The following is a 25861-nucleotide window of genomic DNA, read 5'->3' on the forward strand; positions in this document are numbered from 1 at the left end:
GCTCCGGTGGGCGACCACTCTCGACGACGGCCGTTTGGTCTTCGCCGCCGAGAGTGGCCTTCGCCTGAGTCTGTCGGCTCACCGACTAGAATGCGGCATCAGGTGCACTATTCGTTCGATGCCCGTGAGAAAGGTGCTGTTCACAGGCCTAATGTGCTGCGTCGAAAGCATCCATAACGTCGACTTTGATCCGTCCGCGCGGTGAGACGTCGAAGCCGTTTTTACCGGCCCATTCCCGTATTGCTTTCAACTGTTCCGCGGATCGACCAGACCCTGACGACTTGGTCGCCGGCGAGGTTTTCGCACGAACATTGCCGGCCGAGGAGACCTTCTCGGAAACCTTTACGTACGGGGCGAAGACGGCCTCGATCTTGTCCGCATTGGTAGGCCGAAGATCCATCCGATAATCGGCGCCTTGGTAAGAGAAAGTGACCACGTGTCCCAACCCAGCGTCAATCGGTTTCCCGTCGAGATCGTCGATAAGTTGGCGAATGAATATTTCAGCCACAGGGATTCCTCTTCGTTGTGTACTGGATGAATATCAATTTCATGGTAGCGGCAGTATCCGTAATCCTGGGCACTCTTGCTGACGCCTCGCCGACCACTCACCGCGCAGGCGACCGCGAGCACGCTCATGACGGTCTCGTAAGTCGATCAGTCCTGACTTTCAGCTTCACCGAGCGATGCTCCATAAATGTTCGTATTGGAACACCCGAGACGGTCGAAGTCGCCGAAGTTTCGCTCCCATAACTCGTATCGAAACGAATGGTTCGTTATTAGCCTTGTCGATGAGTTATGGAACACTGAGGACTCATGGGTGAACTTTCTGCGACGCAAGGGCATCGGCCCATCGGGTCGGGCCTTCAACCGCGGAGCGATGCTCTCAACGCGGCCGGATGTTCGAGATCTGGACCGAAAACCTGATCCCGCAACAACGGCGCACCCTCAACTAACCGGTCGGCATTCACCCCCCACGCCATGGGGACAGACTTATTGTCAAGACCTCAACCAGCGCGGCCCTTCTCCCCACCAAACTGCAGACTCTGGATCGCCCGCAGTGTCGATGAATTCAAGTCGCCGACCGAATCCATCGACACTTCTTCCGCTGGCAAGCTGGCCTTCTCCACCTTTGGTGCTCACAGAATTCGCACGAAATCTCATCCACGCGACCGCACAGCTGACCTCACCGACTCCGAAGATATGATCAACGAAACTCACGCAGGAACAATGGATACGGTATGAACTTGCGTGACATCGACGAAACGATCCGCGTCGAAACACCCACTATCTGTCGCTGCCTGAAGTTAGGCACCCCGATGGCAATTTCCCCCAGCGTAAAGTTCAGTTCCCACCTCAAGGGCGTCGAGTTTATGTAGCAGACTCAGTTCGATGGCTGATCCGGACAGTCTTCCCCAAAATCATCCATCGGCAGGCGCCGGTGACAGCTCAGAGAGGTAGGCGACACCGCGCTGTTCTGTACACCGAGTGGAACTTTGCCCCAGACGTTCACGAACCTCCTCGTCTGGACAGTCAATGGAACCGAAACGACCGGCAACCGTGGTGTCGATCACGCGACAATACGGGTCCGTCACGGGCTGATTGACACATCCCGGCTGACTTGCACCGCTGAAGGGACCGCTGCGCTGGGGCCAATTCCGCGAAATACTTGCTCACCCGCATAATATGTGTCATAAATGGGGCACTTCGAGAGCCCTTATTATCAGATCATTACCTTCATTAGGTCGGGGCGAATGGAGTGCCAATATCTATGCCTGAACAACCTGTCTTAGATGTGTCGGGACGTCGGCATGGTTGTTGCCAGACCGAGTTCGGCGGCAAGGTTGAATAAGTTTCGGCGCGATGCCGCCGTCCTCGCCGTGTACCTCGCTCAATTCGACAATGCCGAAGCCGATCCCACGAACCCTTACACCGCCGCCACAGCGCTCACGCCCGAGGGCCATCAGCAGTGTCGACGCGACTACCTGCGAAGCAGCGCCTGGGTGACCGCGACAGAGATCAGCGGCGACGACATCATGGCGCTCACCCAAATGCGACAACGCTATGGTTTTCGGCCCACGTCATGAACTTTCTGTGACTGTCGTGCGCCGGGTCGAACGGTTCCCGAGCAATAACGAAAGATGTCCGCACGATGAGCGAAAGCAACTGCCAGGCCCAGTGTCGCGAATGCGACCTCTTCGTGCACGAAGGCCCAGGAACCTTCCTACGAGCACCAATTCCGCACGAGCATCACCACACTCTCTGCGTAGGGTGAGCGGCTACAGGCGACGACAACGACAAACAGGACAACGGGAGAACATTCCAAATGCGCTGTTGTTCCTCCCCACCTCGAATTTTCGAGAACACTCATGACGAGCGTTCCGAGAACCTGTGAAAGCCGTTCCGCTACGTCGCGTGCAATGCGCATGAGGGAGCTTCTCAGAATCGGGGTCAGGATCTTTTCAGGTCTTGGCGACCACGAGAACGCGTCGAGGCCCCTGTCCGAAATCGATGCTTTCGAGTCGATCATCCACGCGCAGACAAGCAGGACGAGGACTGACGTTCACTACCGGCACGAACTGCCTGGGTTAGCCGAACCGGGCCACTATGTCGTGTCGGCCGCCGCGAGCCGGCCGCGTCGTCGGTAGCCTTGCCCCGGGGCTGGCCATGTGCTTGGCCGATGAGGGACAGCACATGTCACCAGCCCCTCAGAGCCTCAAGGTAGGTCCACCCACCTGACTATCGACTCGCCTTTCACGGATATGCCGATACAAGAGCATGCTCACCCTGGGAGGCGCCTCCGATGACGGACACGGAGCTCGTCTCGGAATGGTGCTCGCGGGCTTGCCCGGCTCGAACACCAGGACCAACGCAGCCGGCGCGACGAAATCAGAGACGAAATCAGATTGGACACCACGCGAAATCGGGAACGGCATCTCATCATCGACGGCAACGACATCGTGCCACCCACCAAAACAGAGTTCATATGGGGACTGCCGGGACTGTCGCTAAATCGGTGTTTCGGCCCGACAAGCTGAGTGAATGTTCAGTCGACGCCTCTACGCCCGAAGTGGGTGGCGGAGTCGAATCGGGTGTCTCACGGCTCATCGGGCGAGGATGGGTGCAGCGATGCTTTGTGCGTGTGCCCGCGGTAGCAAGAAGGTGTCGTTCGCGAGGTACGTCCGTGGTCGTAGCGCCGTTAGACCTGCGGTGCGGTGCGGTATGCCCCTCCTGGTCTGACCTGCGGCGTCTACCGTTGTCACGACGCGGCGGCGGAGGTATCTGGACGAGAGTTGATTTATTGGGCGTGTGTCCGTGTATTGACGGAGTCGAGGTCCCCTCCGTAGTAATCGAGCACGCGGTGGTCCATGACGCGTCTCCACACGGGCGGCATCCAGGCGCAAACGATCATCACCGCGTAGCCGGCCGGCAGTTGCGGCGCGGCAGGGGCGCTGCGCAACGACTGATACCGCAGGCGCGGATTCGCGTGATGGTCACTGTGACGTTGCAGTTGATACAAAAACAGGTTCGAGACGAGGTGATCACTGTTCCAACTGTCTTCGGGGCGGGCCTTGATGAAACTTCCGTCCCCGCGGCGAGCCCGCAGGAGCCCGTAATGTTCCAGGTAATTCGCGGCCTCGAGGAAAGAGATCCCCGCGAAGGCCTGCAGCAGTAGCCACGGGAAGATCTGCCATCCGAACACCGCAATCAACATCGCGAACAGGGCGAGACTGAATGCCCACGCCTGCAGAAGGTTGTTTCCTGCGCTCCACACCGGTTTACCCCGTCGGCGCAGGCGCGCTGATTCGATCCGCCATCCCGATCGCAGTCCTCCCACTACGCTGCGAGGCAGGAACGTCCAAAACGATTCCCCGAACCTGGCACTGGCAGGGTCCTGCGGCGTCGCCACCCGGACGTGATGACCGTGATTGTGCTCGACGTAGAAATGTCCGTACAACGACTGGGCCAGGACCATTTTCGCCAACCACTGCTCGACGCGCTCACTCTTGTGCCCGAGTTCGTGGGCGGCGTTGATTCCGACCCCTGCGACCACACCGACGGTCATCGCGAGAGCGATCCTCTCGCCCGTCGCCATCGGCGCATGAACCCAGCACCAGCACGCGAACACCAATCCGGAGTACTGCAACGGTAGATACAAGTACGTGCACCACCGGTAATACCGGTCCTGCTGCAGCACTGCGATAGCGTCGTCGGGCGGGCTGTGACCGTCGTGGCCGACGATCAGGTCGACGGCGGGGATGACGAGCACCAGAATCCATGCCCCGGTGGCCCAGAACAGTCCCAGATGAAAGTGCTCGACCAGTAGCCAGGACAGAAACGGGCTCAGCGGAATGAGTAGCCCCAACGGCCACCAGTACCGTTTCCGGTCCCTCCACTTCGGAGCTGTCGACGCCCCGACACAGCCGTCGCCGGTGGGCGTCATCGAGATGGCCCGAACGTAGGTAGATGAAGCAACATCGTCGCCTTCTGATCGTTAGTTCAACGTACGACCTGTGTATCCGATTTCGGCGCAGGAAGTTACAAACCTCCGCAAGGCTCCGCAGAACTTCCCGGCACGGACTCGCTCACCCCGCCGTGTTGGTGGCGCAGTTACGACGTGCTGTCCATGAATTACGCGGATGAAAGATGACTCCACTCATGGGGAAGATCCGTGACAACAGGATCACGGTTACGTCGCTGGGGCGCATGCGCCCCAGCTGATGAGCTCACCTGTCGACGGCGGCTTGAGAATGGTTGTGGACCGGCATTGATATCACCAATACCGGCGGCTGGATGCGAGCAGCGTTGATGGCACCGGCCGAGGCTGCGAGTGGACCAGGGGAGCGCGGGGGATGTTGACCAGCCGAATGGCTGCGCCGTTGGCGGACGAAAGGGAGTGCGGCGCAAAGCTGCTGTCCCCGAGCGCCTCCTCGGCCAGGAGGGTCGTCCGCCTGTCGCGAAGTGTGCGGTGATGAGTCGGTCCGCCAATGTTGCGTCGGACTGTTCGCCGCACAGAGGAGTCGCACAGAGGAACTGTCAAGAGCATCCAGCCCGTGGAAAATCCAAATCTGCACAACAGGTTCCTACCGTCACGCCGGCGAGTCCGACGGCAGCTTTCCACCCGCCAGAAGTGCTGAGCGGGTGAGTGATACCGAACCTCGGCAACCCCGACCGCTTGTCCTGCAATTCGAAGAGGACACAGCAACTATCTGAAAAGCCCGCTCGTCGTCCGAACGGCCCTGGGCAAGCACGCCGCGATGTAGCCGATCACTTCCCCGCCAGACGAATGAATGACACTGAGCCTCGCTCCGAATCCGCAATCATGGGTTAAAAATTCACAGAAACGAACGACTTCCGCGAAATTCGACGCCTCTTAAAGTCTACGGGATCGCCGACGCAGCTCGTCACAGGCTTCGAGCCGGATGGCATAAGGAACTAATTGCGTCCGTCGATTGGCACCGAATATTTGCAATATACGCGACATGTAATTTTTGACGGTTTTTTCCGAAAGATACATGTAGTCAGCGATTTCCTTGTTGGATAGACCTTCGCCCACCCCACGCAAAACAGTCTTTTCTTGCTCATTTAATCGCCCTGCCGGATCGTTCATTGCTGCCTCACGACGATTCTCAGATATGCTACTTATACGCTCCAAATCGAAAAACTTTTCTCCATCGGCTACATGGCGCATTACACGTATCAGGTCCCCGCTCGGCGTATCCTTGGTTGCGTAACCATCGGCTCCGGCAAGCAGTGCATCTAGCGGGGAGTCTTCTTCCCCGTAGTCTGTCAGAATGACGCATGGAATTTGCATCGAGGCACGCCGGAGTCGATGTATCAACTCTGTCCCAGTTCCGTTGTCAGCCAGTTCCATCTCGACTACTACAAGGTCAGGCTGCAGTTGAACGAGTAGACTCCAGGCTTCACCGCTGGTGGATGCATGCCCCACGACCATGAGGTCGGTCACATTTTCCAGCAGATTCACCAAGCCCCGTCGATATACCTCGTGTGGATCCACGAGAAGGATCTTGCGCACCATCACCACCGTGTCCTTGTAGAGCGAACCGCCAACTGGATCGTGCGGCGCCTCGGCGATCTTAACTTAGCGCTGCGAACAATCTTCCGCGCTGAGAAGCTCTTCCCACCACGACGTAGCAGTTCAGCTCCGATGCAGTTTTTCGAGACGTGATGAGAGAGCAGGAAGCAGTCTCGTCTCGCCTAACTCCACGAGGCCGTAGGATCCAACTGCCTTGGTCTGTTCCCTACTCGTATGAGCGTTACGGTAATTCACAGATAGTAAAGTTGGACCGGTTACCCGCCAGGTTTGAAGCGTGCATCATTGGTCCAGGAATTAGCTAAGGCTTGTACGGAGCTTTCGGGCATCCCGGCGGCAGCCGGGAATGGGCGTCGACGAGCGCTATGGAACACATTCGAGTGAGGCTGGAGAGAGTTTCACGGCAGTAATCGTTGTACCGGTTGTCAATCGGTGGAGGTTGGATCCAGCGACGAGGTACGTTTGCCGGTCGCGGGATGCCGGTCTCCGCAGGTGAAGGTCCTGATTCTGCACGGTGGTGTATGTCCACCGCGATGCGTCGGGTTCGCGACGTCGAGCGTCTCCCTACCAATTCTCCGATGAAATCGGCCCATAACCTTGCGGCGGGCCGCTTTTCATGGGATCCACAATAGTCCCGAGTTCAGGGGACGTTGAACCTTCGGCAAGAACTTGGAAACGCGGTCACGCAATCGCTAAGGCGAGGGAGGCTGGGGCGGCCGGCGAAGCCCGGTCGGCGATCGCAGCAAACGCGGTCCAGGTTCATCCCCGGTAAATTACGTCTGCCACGGGCTGAGAATCTCGGATTCATGAGACTTCCCCTTCTACAATGACGGGGGCGGGTGCTGCCGTGCACACGCTTCGGAACCGCGGAACAATGCAAACTCGTACATTACGACAAACGCGAGATACCCAAGGATCCCGGCTACCTCGATCTTCTCGCGAAGTCCTCGGCTGCATCATATTTAGCTGGCGTTGAGGTCTCGGTTGTCGTGTAGTCGAGTCCGTGAATACTGACAATGCCGACCGACCACATATGCTCGAGTTATGCACGTTCTCTTTGTCTGCACAGGAAACATCTGCCGATCGCCTACGGCCGAACGACTCGCGAATGCGTTTGCCCATGAAGCGGGAGTTTCAGATTTCACGGCATCGAGTGCAGGTACCAGAGCTGTGATCGGTCATCCAATCGAATTGACAGCGGCGAAAGTCCTGGAGGGCTTGGGAGGGACGTCCGGCAATTTCTGTGCGCGACGTTTGACCGCTCGAATCGCATCTGAGGCAGATTTGATCCTCACGATGTCTGAGCGTCACCGCGACAAGGTACTTGGATTGGCACCGATGCAATTCAAGCGGACCTTCACGTTGCGCGAAGCTGCTCGTCTAGCGGAAGAGTCGGGGGCAAGCACTGTTGCCGAACTTGCGGACGCCCGCACACGATACGGAGTGGGGGATGCCGAGGACATCATCGACCCGATCGGCGCCGATGGGGCAGTGTTCCAAGAGGTTGGAAGTGAGATCGCCGAACTCCTCGGACCGTTGGTCAAGCGGTTAATTATTCCTTCTCGTCGAGATCTGTCTCCCTCTGCTCCAGCAACATCTTCTGACCTTGGATAACGGGCTGCTGATTCGGTTGAAGGTCCAAGCGCGCAGTCGCTCTGCAGGTATGCGTTGCTGTGGTGTGGATCTTTTGAATTGAGTAATAGAGTCGATGAATGCGGAGCGTCTCGATCACAATGTACGACAAGCTCCTGTCGATTCTCGACCGACAGGGGCTTGTCGTACAGCAGTTATCAGCTCAGGCTGAACAAGGCAGCAAAAATCGTCCCGACTGCTTCCAGAATGCCATCAATGGATGGTACACCGATATCTGAACTGAGACTAAAAAGCGAACCCAACATTCGATCCTCCGAATCCTCTAATTTCGAATGGCGGATTGCCATCTCGGAGATAGTATCAATGTGTACCGCGTCCGGTGCGAAAACCGCTCATGGACAATAGTTCCCTCTGTAAGGAGAATCTTTTCCTGCACAACAAGTGCACCGCTGCGAACGCAGTTGCCCAGTCATGACAGGGAGCCCGTCAGTCACGATAACGATGATTCGTCCGGTTAGTTTTGACCTCGAACTCCTGGGTTGATGCATCGCTGAACTTCGTCGTCTCGTAGTGCGTTGCGGTAGGGTCGGTAACGGGTACCGCTGGCGCAACTTGCATCCGGGGAGTCGACTGATCCGACTCGTAATAATACTTGTAGTCGTACCCGCCTCGCCCATTTGTCGGTGTCATGGTGATCACGGTCCCCAGAATTCTCGCCCCGACGCTGTGAAGGTTCCCCACAGCGCGCGCTAACTGATCCCGTTTCGTAGTGGCATGCCGCGCGATGACCAAGGCCCCGTCAGCCATCGCAGCCAACACGGCTGCATCGGTAACCGGGAGCAACGGAGGCGCGTCGATGATGACGTATTCGTAGCGAGCACGAAGCTCGGCCAACGTCTGTCGTGCGTGATCGGTGCCGAGCAGTTCACTCGGATTCGGGGGGATCGGCCCTGAGGCGAGCACCACCAATCCTCCGAGATTGGTGCGTTGCAGTACATGATCGAGATCTGCTTGGCCGGACAGCACCGAACTCACACCCACGTTGCCGATCAACCCTAGGTATTTCGATACTCGCGGCTTACGTAAGTCGCCTTCCATCAGGCAGACCGACTTTCCTGCCTCCGCCAGAACGAGGGCGATGTTGACTGCGGCTGTCGTCTTGCCTTCGGCGGGCAGCGAGCTGGTCACCACGATGACCCGCGGAGGATTGTCCACCTCGAGAAATTGAAGGTTGGTTCGCAGCTCACGGTATGACTCCGCGCTGTCGGAGTTGCCGTCGTGGAAATCGATAGCGTGGCGGGTCTGCATTTCTTTGTCGAATGGAATGGTTCCCACCATTGCGGCGCCGGCGACTTCTTCCACCACGCGGCGGTCCTTGACTGTGTTGTCGAGTCGGTCACGCAAAACGGCGAGGGCTATGCCCAAAAGCATGCCGAGCACCGCGCCGAGAGCGAGGTTGCGCTGGGTTTTCGGTGACACCGGCGTTGTGGGCGTTTCAGCCTGCTGTTCGACGACCACGCGCGCTGCGGGCACTCCGCCCTTCTCTGGGGTTTCGAGTTCCTTTGCCATCACGACGAACTCGGCGGAGAGTGCGTTGGCGATATCGCGTGCACGCTCGGGTGAGGTGTCCTGTACACCTACATCGATCAGAACGGTGTCCGGTGCGGATGTCGCAGTGACCTTTCCGGCAAGTGTCTTCGCCGAGGTCCCACCCAATGTCGCCGAGTCGAGCGCGTCGATTGTGCGCTGCGCGAGCGTTTGTCCGGTCAATAGTTTGGTGTACGACGTCACGCGTTGTTGTGACAACAGGTTTCCCTGGTATGCCTCGTTGACCGTGCCACCCGATGAAGTCGAGACGAACAGCCGGGTCGAAGCTTGGTAGATCGGCGTGGAAAGCAACGAAGCGCCCAGTGCGCCGAGGATCGCAACCACCGTAACGCCGGCGATGATCTTCCAACGTGTCTTCAATATCTTCAGGTAATCTTGTAGGTCCATCTTTGAATCCCTTTCGGCTCACGCGCTGTGTTACGCGTCCGAGCTATGGCGTGTGCGTGCGTGCGATGTTCGTCGGTGTGACGACGTTGAAGACAAATTGTCGGTCGTTGTTCTATGTCGAATCGTGGCCTTCCGCACGTCGTAAGATGCGCAGAACGTGCGGTAGGACGGCAGGTGTCAGCATCTCGGCATGTGCAGCATCGACAGGGTGCTCACAAACCGTCGCTACACGCTTCGACCATCTCTTCGCCAGATCGTGTTCTCGCCCAATAGATTTCTGTGCCACAGCGAGGTCCACGCGGCCAGCATATTGGTTCGGTTCGTGATCGCTGGCCATCCCGGCGAGTTTCTCCACTCGCGCTGTCGCTGCTTCGAGAAGATCCGCTGTGATGAACTCCAAGTGTGTTCTGTGGCGAATTTCGTGGGCGGCTTGTTCGAATGTCATTGGCGACCCGTTGGGTGTGCCGGTTCCCCCCAGTCCGAGCTCGAGCAACAATTCGCCCGGCGTTGGGGCGCTTTGTCTGATCGGGATCATTTCGGGCGGCAAGGTATCGAGCATCACGACTGATCCGACTACTTCTCCGGAATGCGCGAGTTGCACAGCTATTTCCTGTGCCAGCGTTCCGCCGAGCGACCATCCGAGAAGATGGTATGGGCCCTGTGGCTGGACCGAGCGCACCGCGTGCACGTATCGCTCAGCGAGCGCGGCAATTGTTCCGGGCAGCTCACCGGCACCGCTGGCTTGCACGCCGTAGACACGACGCCCGCCGAGATGCTGCGCCATTTCCGCATAGCACCAAGCCATTCCGCTGACCGGATGGATGCAGAAAAGGGGCGGGCGCAGATTTTGAGGATCCCCACCCAAGCGGATCACGGTGTCCATGGAATGGGACCTTTCACCGGTTTGGATCAGTGTGGCGAGTTCGGCCACGGTCGGGTGGGTGAAAATCCACTGAACTTGTACCTCACGGTCGAGATGATCCCGCAATGTGGCTGCGACATCTACTGCGCCCATGGACGTACCACCGATGAGGAAGAAGTTGTCATGGCGACCGACCGTCTCCGCTGCGGTGTTGCGCGTGAAGGTTTCCGCGATCACGACTTCCATTTCGGTCTGCGGTGATTCGCCGACATGGTCGTGGCGGTGATCCGGTGAAGGTAGGGCGAGCCTGTCGAGTTTTCCCGAGGGTAGTAACGGGACGGTCTCCAACACTGTGATGGTGGCCGGTACGAGGTGGCGGGGCAAGACTGCGGAGACGAACATCCGGATGTCATGTGCGTCGACCGTGGCATCGTTGACCGTTACGTACGAGGACATTTGGATGTGCTTTGCCGTCTGCGACGAGACTATGGTCGTCGCGAACGTCACCGCCGGGTGTCTCCGCAACCCGGCGTCGAGTTCAGCGGGTTCGACACGAATGCCTCGAATTTTTACCTGTTGATCGTTGCGACCGATGAATTCGAGCAGTCCGTCACGTCTCCGCCGGCGAACGAGGTCACCGGTGCGGTACATTCGTGCGCCGCGATGGTAGGGATCGGCGACGAATCGGCCGGCCGTGCGCGGTGATGCGTGGATGTATCCGCGAGCAAGATTGTCACCGGCAATGTAGAGCTCGCCTGTTACCCCGTCCGGGACTGGATTCAATCGCGTGTCGAGTACCAATGCCGTGACCCCGTGAACCGGGGTCCCGATAGTGACGTCTGCATGAACAATTTGCGGTGATGTCGTTGCCGCGATGGTCGTTTCGGTCGGTCCGTACCCGTTGAACAGGCGATGGTTACGCGACCACTGCTCGGCGAGGTCGGCGCTCAATGGTTCACCCACTGATTCGACGACCATCGAGGGGAGCGCACGCGGGTCCATCGTCGAGAGGACGGTGGGTGTCGCTATCAGGTGGGTAATTTGGTGGTGAATCGCGAACTCCGTCAGTTCACGTCCGGCGAAGACGAAATCGGGTGCCATGATCAAGGTGCCGGCCGTTGAGACCGCAAGCAACAGTTCAAGGACCGCGGCGTCGAAGGTGGGCGATGCCACCTGGAGTACACGCGTGTCGGTGTCGGGATCGGGCGTCGCGTGGTGAGTTGCACAAATGTTTGCCAGCCCACGATGTGATACTGCAACGCCTTTGGGTGCGCCGGTGGATCCGGAGGTGTAGATGACGTAAGCGAGGTTGTCAGGGCTCGCCGTTCGTGCACCCGTCAGCGTCGTGGCGGTTCGTCCGACCGGAACGACGGGGATCCAGTCCAGCTGCGAGGGAAGGTCGGGGTTCGCGGTGTCCCCCGAGAGTCCGACGGTCGCGCGTGAGTCGGTGACGATCCACTCGAGTCGGTCGCGCGGCTGACTCAGATCCAGGGGCACCCAGGCGGCGCCCGCTCTGGCTACGGCCCACAGTGCCACTAGCCATGGTTGACCTCGTCCGGTGGCGATCGCGACGACGTCGTCGGGTCCGATGCCGCGGTCCACGAGCTCCTGAGCGCAGTGGGTGGACTGGTCGAACAGTTCGCGGTAGGTCGTATGCCGACCGTCGACTTCGAGGGCTACAGATTCGGGGGCATTGGTGGCGGCATGTTCGAACATGTCGGCCAGAGATCGTGGTGGAACGGAGTGCCGTCCCTGGTGAGGTAGGCTCGCCCGTTCGATAGCGGTGAGGAGATCGATATCTCCCACGCCGGTGTGCGGGTGGGCCGCGATGTGCTTCAGTATGCGAGCGAATCGTTGGGTCAGGAGTTCGGCAGTCGTGCGCTCGAACAGGTCGGTGGCATAAAGTAATCGCACGCGTAGAGCATCTCCGAGATCGGTGATGTCCCAGGTCAAATCGTAGTCTGCAGCAACGCGCTCTTCGCCCGGCGCTTGCGTCTGTGACTGCTGGAGTGGAGTGATTCCGGGTACGTCGTGCAGGGTGTTCGTGCGTTGATAGGCGAGCATCACGGTAAAGAGCGGTTGCTCATTGGTTCTGCGCGGCGGTGCAATCCGTGCGACCACGTCGTCGAAGGAAACGTCTGCATGGGCCATTGCGCCCAGATCGACTTCTCTGACGTGATCGAGGAGTTCGGAGAACGGCATTCGCTGGTCGATGGTCGTCCTAAGCGCGACGGTGCCGACCATCATGCCGACCATCCCCAGCAGATCCGGACTATTGCGCAGACTGACTGCTGTGCCGACCACTACGTCGTCGGTCGCGCTTTCGCGCGCGAGAAGAACGGCGAGCACGCTGTGTACGAGCATGAACACGGTGACTCCGCGTGAGCGGGCCAATAACGTGAGGCTTTCGTAGAGATCCCCGTCCACGGTGTCGTGGACCAGAGCGCCTTGTTGCGATGCGATTGCGGGTCGGGGTCGATCGGTCGGAAGCGCGAGGGCCTCTTCCGCACCGGCGAGAACTGTTGTCCAGTAATTCAATTGGCGATGAGCCAGGGATGTCGGATCGTTCGGTCGTCCGAGCACCGCACTCATCCACGCGCTGTAATCGTGGTAGTCGAGGGGCAGCGGATCCCACATAGGTTGACGTCCAACGACTCTCGCGGACAGTGCGGTGCCGAGGTCTGAGAGCACCGCGTCCATCGAACCGCCGTCGAGGGCGATGTGGTGCACTACCAGTACGAGGGCCCGAGTGCCGGCCGGGTCGACCATCACCTGCGCGCGCACCGGCGTCTCGCGCTCGAGCCGGAACGGGGACGACGCGAATATCGCTGCGCTCTGGTGCAAGTCGTCGACAATGATGGGGTCGAACTCGACGGGTTTTGTGTCGGTCACGACCTGGTGTGGCCCGGTGGAGTCGGATGGGAAGACGGTGCGCAGAATGCGGTGTCGTGTCAGCACATCGTTGGCCGCCGCGGTTAACGAGTCGAGGTCGAGGTCCTCGTCGAGGGTAACGGCGAAGACGAGGTGGTATGCCGATGAGTCGGGATGAAGTTGCGCGGTCAACCACATCCGTTGCTGAGCAGGGGCCAACGGAATACGGTCACCACTTTTGCGTGGGAGGAGGGGCGGGCGGGCGGAGATCTCGTCAGCTGAATCGAGCCATCGTGCCATCGCACGCGGCGTCGAATTCTCGAACACCTCATGAACGGGTACCTCGCGGCCGAAGGCTGCCGACAACCTGCCGGCGACGGCCGTGGCGGACAGCGAGTCTCCCCCCGATTCGAAGAAATCGTGGTTTACACCGACAGTGTGCGGAAGATGGTGTGACATCACTGATGTCACGAGTTCTTCGGTGGGTGTGAGTGGTCCAATCTCTGCAGTGCGGTTTCCGAGGTATGTGCGCAATGTATCGACGTCCACTTTCCCGTTGGTGGTCAGAGGCAGGGCAGCCAGTGTGATGATGCGTGTCGGGACGAGGTATCGGGGAAGTTGCACGGTCAATTCACGCTTGAGTTCGTTCTCGTCGTACCCGGGACCGGATCCGACGACGAATGCGGTCATCACGTCGTCGACCAAAATCACATGAGCGGCTTTTACGCCAGGTTGTGCACGCAGGACGGCTTCGATTTCAGCCGGTTCGATTCGTACGCCGCGAACTTTGACCTGACGGTCCGTCCGGCCGAGGAAGCCGAGTGTGCCATCCGATCTGCGGTGCACCAGATCCCCGGTACGATATCGTCGCGCGCCCTCCGGTGCCGCTACGAAGGCGCTGGCAGTCGTCGCCGGATCTCCGATATACCCCATCGCGAGTCCAGGACCGTTCAGATAGAGCTCCCCCACTCCCCCGAACGGAATCGGTCGCAGTCCGTAATCGAGTACCTCGGCCCCGGTGCCGTCGATGGGCGCGCCGATTCCGATTTCGGTCTCCGAGCGCACGTCGATCTCCGCGAGGGTGGCCACGACACTACTTTCTGTCGGACCGTATGCATTGAGCATCCGTGTTCGGCGACTCCAGGTGTGTGCTGTCCGAGTCGACAGAACATCACCACCGACTGCAATGAGTTCGAGTAGTGGCAGATTGTCCGGATCCATCGTCTCGAGCACTGCAGGCGTCGACAACAAGTGCGTGACGCAGTTTTTGTTGACGAACTTCTCGAGTTCTCGACCTCCGTACACATCGGTCGGCGCAATCACCAGTGTTGCTCCCGAGCCGAAGGCGAGCATTATCTCGAGTAGGGCTGCGTCGAAGCTGGGGTTGTACCCCTGCAGGACAATCGAATCCGAGTGCATTCCGTATCGATGGACTGCCGCGTCCGTGAGTGCGCCCAGGCCCTGATGCGTCACCGCGACTGCTTTGGCGGTGCCGGTCGAACCAGACGTGTGTATGACGTAGGCGATGGCCTCCGGAATCTGCCTGCCCGGGGCCGGGCTGAGGGGTTGGAGGACTGTACGCATCTGGTCTCGACGGACGTCCGGGAGATGGGGGGCGATCGGAGCGAACGCGGCTCCGGATTTGGTGATTCCCCAGAGTTGGACGATGTACTCGATCGACCGCACTGCGTCGATCTCCAGTACTGCTCCCGGTCCGGCCCCTCCAGCAACGAGGTCTCGCGCGATCATGTTCGAAGCGTCATCGAGCTCACGATAGTTCAGGGTCCGTGTGCCATCACTGACTGCAATGTGGTGGGGAAACCGTGCTGCGGTCGCCGTGAGAATCTCGGCCAGAGTTCGAGAAGTATCCACTGGCGTCGACGCCCACGCGGGAGCACAGATCGTGGTCGCGGCGGCCACCGTCGTCGACGGATCGGCGAGCGCATGACTCATGACGTCGGTGAACAGGTCGGCGACCGATCTCGCTGTCGCGGCCTCGAATGACTTACGGCTGTAGATGACGAGGCCGTCCGTGCGTCCGTCCATTCTCTCGGTCAGCGAGATTTGCATATCGAATTTCGCTGCGCCGGTGTCGATTTCAATGACGCTGACGGCAAGGTCAGGGAAGTCGAGGTGTGGAACGGTGAAGTTCTGCAGTGCGAGCGCGACCTGCGGTGTTCGGCCACCGAGCATGGCGCTCAGGACCTCGACCGGTACAGCGCTGTGCTCGAACGCTGCCAGATCTGCATCGCGCACTTGATCCAGGAGATGTTCCATCGTCAGGTTTCCGTGCACATGCGTTCGCAGCGGGACGGTGTCGACGAACATTCCGATCAATCCGTCCAGAGCAGTCGAGCGCCGCGTATCGACTGCGGTGGCAATCACGATGTCGGGGGTCCCGCTCAACCGATGAAGAACTGCAGACAGCACCGCGTGATAGATCATGAAGGGCGTTGCGTGCGCACGGCTAGCCCATTTCGCCACGGCCGCGGTCGCCTGGGCAGACAGTGAAAACGACTCTCGTCCCGCCTCTCGCAGCCCACCCAAAGCTCGGCGATCGGGAATCAGGGGCGAGACCGTGGTGACTTCGGAAAGCGCGGATTGCCAATGGCGTACCGATTCCGTGGCAGTTTCGCTTTCGTGGTCCCACAGTGCGTAGTCGGCGTACTGGATCGGCAGCGGATCCCAAAAAGGGAGCGTTCGGTCGCGGTAGGCAGCGTATGCCGCCAGAACGTCGCGAACGAGGGGCGCCAATGAGCCTCCGTCAGCGGCAATGTGGTGCAGGTTCACGCCCAGGACATGGTGGTCCGCCGAGAGCATGAACAGTCGGACACGAATTGGTAGTTGTGTGCTGACATCGAAGCCTTGGGACGCGAATGTGTGCAGTGCGTCGTCCAGCGCAGTGTCGGCGAGAGGATGCGGTTCGAGGGTCAGCGTCGGTACCGGAAGGATCCGTTGGATTGGCGGACGCTGGGGGTACGTGGTTCGGAGGATTTCGTGCCTTCCGAGCACTTCGTTGACTGCGTGTTCGAGCGCGGCAACGTCGAGTCGTCCGCGTAGATGCACGGCGAGGGGCAAATTGTAGGCACTGCTGCTGGTGTCGAGTGTGTTCAGTACCCACATCCGGTGCTGCTGACGGGAAAGTGGAATGTCATCCGGCCGGGTTCGGGCGGCGATCGTTGTGATGTCCGGTTCGGGGGGTGATTCTTCCAATGCCGCAGCCAGTTCCGCCACGGTGGGGTGTGCGAACAACAACTTCAGTGAGATCGCCCGCCTGAGGTCTGTTCTCAGACGCGAACTGACCTGGGTGGCTAGCAGCGAATTTCCACCTTGGTCGAAAAAGTGTGTGCCGCGCCCTATTTCATGGTTTCCGAGTACTGCCGCGAAAGCCTCTGCCACGGCGCGCTCGATATCGGTGTGAGGGGGTTCGAAGGACACAACTGATTTCTCGGGGATGGGCAACGCTCGAGCGTCCAACTTTCCGTTCACGACGGGCGGAGCGCTTTCGAGGACCACGACCGCTGCGGGAACCATGTACGCGGGCAGCACGTCCGCCAATTTCCTGCGTAGATCGTCGCCGTCGAGGTGGGTGTCGCGGTGACGCCATACATAAGTAAGCAGAATCGACGTCTCCGCCGTACTGGGTTGCAGGATCGTGGCACAAAAGTCGACGTCGACGATCGCCGCGATCGCCGATTCGATTTCGGCGGGTTCGACTCGGACGCCGTTGATTTTCAATTGCGCATCATTGCGGCCGAGGTAGTGCAGTCGAGGGCCCTTGTCGGTGTGCTTCCATCTGACCAGATCACCGGTTCGATACATTCTCGTGCCTCCCGTCGCTGCCACGAAGCGTTCAGCGGTCCACTCCGGGTGTCCGGCGTACCCGCGCGCCAGCGCGGCACCGACAAGATACAACTCTCCGGTTACGCCGGGCGGCACAGGTTCCAGGTAGTCGTCGAGAACGAGAGCGTCGACGCCGGGAATCGGATATCCGATCGGGATGTCTTGGGCGGCCGCGGTCAGTGGTTCGGTCGCCACCGTGTACATGGTTGCTTCGGCCGGGCCGTACCCGTTGACTACTCTGCGTCCCTGTGACCACCGTTCTATCAGTTCGGCGCTCAGTCGTTCTCCGCCGAACATCACCATTTCCAGATCGGGCAGGTCGGGGGCGCCGATGGTGTTCATCACTGTGGGGGTGATGCACAGATGTGTGATCTGTTCACGTTCGAGCAGGGTGGTGAACGCACGGCCGGCGAGCTCGACATCCGAGGCCAATATCAGCGCTGCCCCACTCGATCCAGCGATCAGCACTTCCAAGAGAGTCATGTCGAATCCGGGAGCACCGCGGTGTAGGACTCGTGAGCCGGGAACTGCGTGGTAGCGGGTTGCCAGATCCGCCTCCAGCGCACCCAGGCCCGCCTGGGTGACCACGACCGCTTTGGGGGTGCCGGAGGTGCCGGAGGTGAACACGACGTATGCCGCACTGGCGTCTCGCGCCTTCTCTACGATTCGGTCCTCGGGCAGAGATGCGCCGGCTCCAGCCGGGCTGAGAGCATCGACGGTGCGAGCAGGTGGGTGCGCGGGGTCGACCAGGGCAGGTGCTGCTCCGGTCTTGGCAATCGCCCACAGCCGGATGATGGAGTCCACCGTCCGGTCCGCTGTCCATGGAATGAACCGTTCCGGACCGACACCAGCAGCACGCAAGTCGGCAGCGACGTCATCCGAGCGACGATCGAGCTCACGATAGGTTAGTTCCTCACCGCCGCCGCGCACCGCGAGCGCATCCGGCGCGATCTGTACCCCGCGGGTGAGCATCGACGCCAAGCTGGTTCCCGCGGCACTTCCGGTACCACGAGCGGGTAACAGCGCCGAGCGTTCGGCGGCGTCGAGGAGATCGACACGGCCCAGAAGCACCCCAGGATCCTTAGCGACCTGTTCGAGTACCCGTACGTATCGTTCGGCGAAGCCGCATACGGTCGCGTCGTCGAACAAGTCGGCGTTGTAGGCGAATTCCAACCGCATCGGCCGCCCGTCGGCGGTGTCCGTGATGTTGAGTTGCAGATCGAAGTTCGCGTGTTCGAATTCCGCGGTCATCGGGGCGAGGGTCAGCGCCGGTAGCTCCCACGTCGTCGGGCGTGCAGCCTGGAAAGACAGCGCCACCTGGAACAGCGGATGATGCGAGGGGGATCGCATCGGGTTCAAAAGTTCGACCAACGTCTCGAAAGGCATGTTTGCGTGGGCGTAGGCGGCGAGGTCTTGCTGGTGAACGTGGCTGAGGAAATCGGCGAACGAGGCTGTTCGGTCGACTGCGGTTCGTAGGACCAATGTTCCGGCGAACATTCCCACGAGGTCGTCGAGCTGCGGGTCGGATCGACCTGCGGACACCGTCCCGATCGGGACGTCGGAGCTGCCGGTGTACCGCGAGAGGAGCACAGCAAGCGCGGCGTGCATCACCATGAACATGGTGGCGCGGTGCTCTCGCGCCAGGGTACCGATCATCGTGTGCACGCCGTCGTCGATGTCGACGTGATGCGATCTGCCTCGACCGGACGCGGTTAGCGGTCGGGGGTGGTCGAGCGGCAACGTCACTTGTTCGGGTAAATTCGCGAGGTTCCGTAGCCAGTAGTCCGTGACGTGGTCCGGCACCCCTGAGTCACGTTGCCAGATGCTGTAATCGATGTAGCGGATCGGCAGCGGTGTCCATGTGGGTGCGGTGCCTGCCGCTCGGGCGGAGTATGCGGTGAGGGCATCTCGGATCAAGACGTCCATCGACCAGGCGTCTGCGGCAATGTGGTGGATTATCAGCGCCAGAAGATGTGTGCGGTCGTCGATGTGGAAAAGCTCGGCGCGAAGGGGAGGGTCGACGGTGACGTCGAATCCCGTCCCTACCAGTTCCGCGACTCGGTCGATGACCGAGTCGACGTCGGTCGGCACGGGGAGGAGTGTCGGTGCGACCAGGTCTGGGTCGAGCACCAGTTGGCGCACGCCGTCTGTGCCGATCGGGTAGATGGTCCGGAGGGTTTCATGTCGTCGGACGACGTCTTCGGTGGCTTCGCGCAATGCGGCAGTATTGACGTCTCCTTCGATACGCAGGAGTACGGGAATGTTGTATCCCGCTGCGGCGGTGTCGAACTGGTTGAGTATCCACATGCGATGTTGAGCCGGGGACAAGACCGGTTCCGCATCGTGTTCTGTGGGCGCGAGCGGAATGCGGTTGCGCCCGCTTCCCGTGCCCGAGGGGCCGATTCGGGCCCCGATGTTCGCGGAGAGCGCGCTCGCTGTCGGGTGCTCGAATACCTCTCGCACGTCGATGTCGATGTCGAAGACCTCGCTCAGACGCACGGCCAATCGCGTTGCAATCAGAGAATTGCCGCCTTGGTCGAAGAAGCTGCGTGTGACATCAACGGCTTCGAGGTGCAGGAGTTCACTGAATACCGCCGCGACGGCTTCTTCCATGGGGTCACGTGGCAGGCGCGCGCGCGGTTGATGTGGAGCCGGGTCCGGCAGGCCATCTCGGTCCAGTTTGCCGTGCGTCGTGGTCGGCAAAGTGGGTAGCGGCACGATCAGCGAAGGAATCAGGTGCGCAGGCAGTTGGTCGTGCAAATCCGCGGCGATCGCTTTGACGTTCAGCTCGACGTCGGGCGCGATGTAACCGACGAGCGCCGGCCCGGTAGGCAAATGACGCAGAACGACAGCCGCCTGTGTGATCTCAGGTCGGCGCAGTAATACCGACTCGATCTCCCCCGGTTCGATTCGGTATCCGCGAAGCTCGATCTGGCTGTCGGCCCGGCCGATGAAGGTCAGTGCCGCGTCCCTGGCACGCACAAGGTCGCCACTGCGATACATCACCGAACTGGCGAAGCCGGGTTCGGGAACAAACCTGGTCGCGGTCAACGCCGGCTTACCGGAGTACCCAGAGGAGACTTGGGGTCCGGCAACATACAGCTCACCGATGGAGCCTTCCGGCACCTGCCGCAACGATGCATCCAGTACGTAAGTTCGTAATCCTGGAAGGGCCGAGCCGATCATCGATTCGGCGTTCGTCTCGGGAGACGCCTCCTCTTCTTGGTGTCCAGTGCAGATCTCGAATGCCGTGACGTGCACCGTTGTTTCGGTGATCCCGAACATATTCACTGCCCGCGTGTCCCGGTGATGATCAAGCCATCGGCGGACCGGATGAAGGTCCAAAGGCTCGCCGCCGAAGATCAGCAGACGCACCGGAAGGTCGACAGTGTCGGTGTGCGCTGCGAGAACGTAGAAGGCTGACGGGGTCTGGTTGAGAACAGTCACTCCTTCTCGCACCACCAACTCGACGAATTCGGCAGTGGAGCGAGCGACATACGGGTCGACCGGGACCAACCGCCCTCCGGTTGCCAACGCGCCCCACATCTCCCACACCGAGAAGTCGAAAGAGCCCGAGTGGAACATCGTCCACACGTCGTTCGCTCCGACGTCGAAAATGTGGGTGGTGGACGCCAAAAGCGCAGCGATGTTGGCGTGGGAAACTACAACGCCTTTGGGCGCGCCGGTTGAGCCAGATGTGTAGATCACGTACGCGTCTTGCCCGGGCATTGCCCGGCGGCGCCGTGCAATGCCCGGATCACCGACCGCGCCGACGTCAACTAAATCGCAGCCGAAATGTTCCAACTGTGAGACAGCGGATTTGGTGCACAGCAGGTGTGTCGGTGCGGCGTCGGAGAGCAGATACTCGATTCGCGCGTCGGGGTAGGCGAGATCAACCGGAACATAGACACCGCCCGCCCGGACGACTGCGAGCACTGCTAACACGAACTCCGCCGAGCGCGGTACGGCAATCGCGACCCGATCACCGACTCGGACGCCGCGCTCGATCAGCGCGCCGGCGAGCTCTGCCGAGCGCTGCTCGAGTTCGCCATAGGTGACGTGGTTTCCGCCTGCGCCGACGGCGATTGCGTCGCGGTGTGCCGCGGCCTGCCTCAAAAACAGTTCAATGGGCGTTCGTGCCGAGAGGAGGGGCGCGGGTTCGATATGGGCATTTTCGGTGTTTTCGGTATGTTCTTCACTGCTCAGTACGTCCACAGCCCGAAGAGTGATGTGGGGGTCGGTGGTGACCGCTTCGCATACTCGCAGTAGCCGTTCCATCCACTTCGACACTGTCTCATCACCGAACAGATCACTGGCGTAGCGGAGTGATCCTTCGATTCCTCCGGGTGCTCCGTTGGCGAGAAAATCCTCCCGAACGGTCATCTCGATATCGAACCGCGCATGCTCGGGCGCGATACTTACGCCCTTTGCGTGGAGCGAACCGAATGAAGCTCCGATGTCGGGATCGACTACATCGAGAGCAAGCATTACACGAAAGAGCGGATTCCTGCTGTGACCTCGATGTGGCGCCACCCGATCGACTACCCAGTCGAAAGGTACGTCCGCGTGGGACATTGCGGCGAGGTCGACTTCTCGCACCTGCTCGAGAAATTCGACGAAGGTGTCGGCTGGCCGGGTGCGGGTACGGAGCGCGACTGTACCGACGAACATGCCTACCGTGGAATCGAAGGCCGGGTGCGTACGCCCGGATGTGGGTGTCCCGATAGCGAAATCTTCTGCGCCCGTAATCTTGTGGAGCAGAATCGCGAGCACCGCGTGCAACGCCATGAAGAGGGTGGCATTCTGTTGGCGCGCAATCATAGTCAGTTTCGTGTGAATGTTTGCCGGTATCTCGAATCGGAGGGACCCCGCCGCTGGTTCTACTCCGGGCCGACGTCTCCCGTCGGTGGGTAGAACCAAATGTGCTGGTAGACCGTGCAAAACACTGCCCCAGAATGCCAACTGTTCGTGAGCGAGACTTCCTGCATCTGATCGATCGCCGAGCACACCCCGCTGCCACAGCGAGAAGTCGCGATAATCGAGCTGCCGAGTGGGCCAGTCGGGGTTCGTTCCTCGGCAACGGGCATGATAGGCCTCAGCGAGGTCAGCGACGACAGTTGCGAACGAAAGTCCGTCCACCGCAATGTGATGAGCGACGACCGTCAGTCGATGTTCGAGGTCCCCAAAGGACGTGAGCACCAATCTGAGAGGCACCTCCGAGGTCACGTCGAACCCTCGTCGGGCCGCGTCCGCCGCAAGGCCCTCGTATTCCTCGATCGGTACCGGCGTCAGAGTTGTCGTACCGTGTTGGAGGCTTTGCACGGGTGCGCCGGAGGAACCGCTCGGATATGTCGTCCGCAAGACGGGATGCCGGTGCTCGACATCACCGAAGGCCTGAGCGAGAGCGGTGGCGTCCAAGGGTCCGTCGAAGGTCACCTCGAAGGCAATGTTGTAGGCAGACGATTCGGGAGCGATACGCGAGAGCAACCAAAGTCGCTGTTGCGCCAATGAAGGTTGCACCGCGGTCTCGGCGGGGACGGACACCGGTTCTGGTCGTGCTGTTTCGTCGTCAGAGCGGCGAATTCGGTGTGAGAGCCGAGACGGAGTCGGCGCGTCGAAGACGTCGCGGACCCCTACACGTGTGTTCAGTGCAGCGGCAAGCCTGTTTGCGACGTACACCGCTGCCAGCGAGTTTCCGCCTGCGGCGAAGAAGTCGGTGTCCGCCGTCAATGCGGGGATTCCGAGTACGTCTGCCATGACAGTGGCAACCAAATCTTCATGATGATCGAAGGAGGATTGCCGCGTAGCGGGTGTGATGGGTCGAGGAGAGGGTAAGGAATCACGGTCGATTTTGCCGTGCGCAGTCACCGGCCATGTCGAGAGCACGGTCAACGTGGTCGGCAGCATCGCAGCGCTCAGTACCTGCGTGAGGTGTTCCATGATCAGCGTCGTGTCGAGATCCTCGGCGGCCAGGCCGGAACTCGGCACGACGTAGGCTGCGATGTTGCCCTCGTCGACCACGGCGAGGGCCGATGCGACACCAGGGATCGAAGCGAGGGTAGCTTCCACTTCCCCCAGTTCGACACGAACACCGCGGATCTTGACCTGGTGGTCTGCTCGTCCCACAAATTCGAGTTGCCGGTCGATCGTCCAGCGCACCAGGTCCCCGGTGCGGTACATGCGGTTCGACGGCCCGGCGAACGGTGCGGCAACAAACCGCTCGGCGGTGAGAGCTGTTCGGCGCACGTAGCCGCGCGCCAATCCTGCGCCCATCAAATACAGCTCACCTGTGGAGCCGATCGGGCTCGGCTGCAGTCGAGAATCGAGCACGACGACCGAAACGCCGTCGATCGGCCGACCCAGGGTGAGGCGTCTGCCGGGTTTCAGCGGTTCACTCATTACTGCGGCTACGGTCGCCTCAGTGGGACCGTACGAATTGACGACTCTGACGTGCTGTGACCATTGCGCGATCAGGTCAGGAGACGGAGATTCGCCACCGACGTTGAGTGTGCGTAGATCCGGCACCGAACTTGGAGTCATCGACGATGGCACAGCCGGAGTGGCAAGCAGGTGGGTGACCTGTTCTATGCGTAGGTAGTCCGCCAGGTCTATCCCGCCGACCAGCCCGGGCGGCACCACCACTGCGGTTGCGCCGCTCCCATGTGCCAGAAGGAGTTCCATCATTGCAACGTCAAAGGACGTCGCGGCCATGTGGGCGAGCCGGGCTGATGCGTCGACCTCCAAGTTCCGGACATGAGCGTTCAGCAGTGACGTGGCACCCCGATGGGTAACTGCAACGCCTTTCGGTTGTCCCGTCGACCCGGAGGTGTACACCACGTAGGCCACATCGTCGAGCGAAGGAGCTCGCGGTGCGAGTCGCTCCCCCTCCCTCTCCTCAGTGAGGTCGCTGTCGGCAATACCGACCTGTTCGACACATGCCGTCAGTGGGATTGCTCGTGATGTGAGGGCAACCCTCACGCGGGCATCGGTCAGCATGAATTCGATGCGCTCGCTCGGGTACTCGGGATCCACGAACAGCAGCGCGGCGCCGGAGCGGACTACGGCATGAAATGCGATCACCGATTGCGCCGAACGGGGGGCGAGGATCGCCACCACGTCGCCGGGACCGATACCGCGGTCCACCAACTTGGTGCACAGGACGTTCGCAAGGCTGCCGAGCTCGCCGTACGTCAGTTCTTGTCCGGTGGCTCGGAGAGCCACTTTCCTGCTCCCGCCGACGTGTGCCCCCATGGAAAGAATCGTTGGGAGCGTTGCCGGCTCGCGTGCAGGCAATCCGGCGCTGGGGACCAGTAGTCCACGCTCGTCAGTGGTGAGCACCTCGATCTGCCCGACGGTGGTCTTCGGCGGCACGGTCACGAATTGGTCGAGTGTGCGCTCGAATTGGCGGGAGTGAAGGTCCAGATCGCGTGCGGTGTAGAGGGCGGGGTTCGCTTCGAACCCCAATCGCAGGTCGGTGCCGGCGACCGAGGGATAGATGCTGAAGAACAAGTCGTCGATCGGGCCTGAGGTCAGGAGGTGAAATTCTCCCACTATCTCGCCCAGCCGAATCGTTTCGTGAAACATCATGATGTTCACTGCCGGCCCCGCCGAATCGCGGGTTCCATCATGCTCTCCGCGGGTGTGCATGTCTTCGTAGCGGAAGCGCTGATGCCGTAGCGCTCCGGTCAGCTGTGTGGAGAGTTGCTTCACGAGTTCAGCCGGAGTTGATTCGGGATCGATCGCGACACGAAGCGGCACGATGTTCGCGAGCATTCCACCGGAACTTCGCATGGCTGCAGTGGTCCGCCCGGAAACGGGCAAGCTCAAAGCGACTTCCGTGGCTCCGGTCATCCGCGCCAGGTACAAGGCGTAGGCGCCGGCGATCACCGGGACTTCGCTGGTATTCCACGTTTTGGAGGCGACCGCGATCCGTAGGGTAAGCGCCGGATCCATTGTTCGAGTCACCATGCGTTGTGGCATTGACGGCGATGCGCGCCGTTCGCTCAAACGCACTGGTTCGGGCATAGCAGCAGTGAGCGTAGCCCAGTATCGCCGGTCTGTTTCGAATCGGGCGGATGAACGATAGGACCCGTCCAACTCGTGCAGTGCCTGCAGTCCGAGGGCTTGCAGTGGCGGTGGCTTCGTATCTTCGAGCAGGTGGGTGTACCACGATGCCACCCGATTCATCAGTGTCATCGCCCCATACCCGTCGAGCACGAGATGGTGTGCCTGCGAGTACCAAAAATAGTGATTTTCGGTCACGTGCACCAGCGTCGAGGCGATCAGGCGATCGACCATCACATCGAGGGGACGCGAATACCGCTGCGTCATCCAAAGGTGCGCATCTTCAACTGGGTTCTCGCTTCCCCTCAAGTCGACATACCCAAGTGCATCTGAGATGGACGGGTCGACCGTTTGGAGCGGAGTTGCCTCCGTCGGGATCAAACGTACAAAGGCAGACTCGATCTCTCTACTTCCGCGATCTGTCGCTTCAATTAGGACCGACAGATCAACGAAGCCGCGAATTTCCACATACTGTGCTACAACGAATGGGATCGACGGGCTCACCTGCTGGGCGAGCCACAATGCTTGCTGCGCGCGAGAGAGCGGGAATGGGTTCAAAATCTATCCCCTCGCTTCATCGA

Annotated in this window: 7 protein-coding genes; 2 read left to right on the plus strand and 5 right to left on the minus strand. The window is 60.4% G+C overall.

The features are described 5' to 3' along the window. Positions 1 to 148: 148 nt before the first annotated feature. Complete coding sequence (locus tag G9U53_RS31410; RefSeq protein ID WP_054186611.1) at positions 149 to 508, minus strand: Lsr2 family protein; 360 nt, start codon at positions 506 to 508, stop codon at positions 149 to 151. Between the two features lie 1282 nt (positions 509 to 1790). Here G9U53_RS31410 and G9U53_RS31415 point away from each other — a divergent pair. Further along, complete coding sequence (locus tag G9U53_RS31415; protein WP_207624750.1) at positions 1791 to 2084, plus strand: hypothetical protein; 294 nt, start codon at positions 1791 to 1793, stop codon at positions 2082 to 2084. A gap of 1211 nt (positions 2085 to 3295) precedes the next feature. On the opposite strand, the gene G9U53_RS31420 is transcribed toward G9U53_RS31415, so the two are convergent. Both G9U53_RS31420 and G9U53_RS31425 read right to left on the minus strand, forming a co-directional pair. Next, the gene (locus tag G9U53_RS31420; RefSeq protein WP_054186608.1) at positions 3296 to 4441 is read right to left on the minus strand and encodes an alkane 1-monooxygenase; all 1146 of its coding nucleotides are present in this window, start codon (positions 4439 to 4441) and stop codon (positions 3296 to 3298) included. Positions 4442 to 5371: 930 nt separating this feature from the next. Next, the gene (locus G9U53_RS31425; protein WP_054186607.1) at positions 5372 to 6037 is read right to left on the minus strand and encodes a response regulator transcription factor; all 666 of its coding nucleotides are present in this window, start codon (positions 6035 to 6037) and stop codon (positions 5372 to 5374) included. Positions 6038 to 7096: 1059 nt separating this feature from the next. Between G9U53_RS31425 and G9U53_RS31430 the strand changes: the two genes are divergently transcribed. After that, positions 7097 to 7666: a protein-tyrosine-phosphatase gene (locus tag G9U53_RS31430; protein WP_054186719.1), complete on the plus strand. Its 570-nt coding sequence runs from the start codon at positions 7097 to 7099 to the stop codon at positions 7664 to 7666. Between the two features lie 465 nt (positions 7667 to 8131). On the opposite strand, the gene G9U53_RS31435 is transcribed toward G9U53_RS31430, so the two are convergent. Together G9U53_RS31435 and G9U53_RS31440 are read right to left on the minus strand one after the other, a co-directional pair. Further along, positions 8132 to 9640, minus strand: coding sequence for a polysaccharide biosynthesis tyrosine autokinase (locus G9U53_RS31435; protein ID WP_083471102.1), 1509 nt, complete (start codon positions 9638 to 9640; stop codon positions 8132 to 8134). Between the two features lie 112 nt (positions 9641 to 9752). Further along, complete coding sequence (locus G9U53_RS31440) at positions 9753 to 25838, minus strand: non-ribosomal peptide synthetase (RefSeq protein WP_054186720.1); 16086 nt, start codon at positions 25836 to 25838, stop codon at positions 9753 to 9755. Positions 25839 to 25861: the final 23 nt, after the last annotated feature.

The sequence above is a fragment of the Rhodococcus sp. D-46 genome (assembly GCF_011290655.1).
GTDB classification, from domain to species: Bacteria; Actinomycetota; Actinomycetes; order Mycobacteriales; family Mycobacteriaceae; genus Rhodococcus_F; species Rhodococcus_F qingshengii.

Bases quoted from the DNA above. Each gene is read 5' to 3' on its own strand.
- G9U53_RS31415 (WP_207624750.1), top strand. From the start codon at position 1,791: ATGTGTCGGGACGTCGGCATGGTTGTTGCCAGACCGAGTTCGGCGGCA.
- G9U53_RS31435 (WP_083471102.1), bottom strand. From the start codon at position 9,640: ATGGACCTACAAGATTACCTGAAGATATTGAAGACACGTTGGAAGATC.
- G9U53_RS31430 (WP_054186719.1), top strand. From the start codon at position 7,097: ATGCACGTTCTCTTTGTCTGCACAGGAAACATCTGCCGATCGCCTACG.
- G9U53_RS31425 (WP_054186607.1), bottom strand. From the start codon at position 6,037: ATGGTGCGCAAGATCCTTCTCGTGGATCCACACGAGGTATATCGACGG.
- G9U53_RS31420 (WP_054186608.1), bottom strand. From the start codon at position 4,441: ATGACGCCCACCGGCGACGGCTGTGTCGGGGCGTCGACAGCTCCGAAG.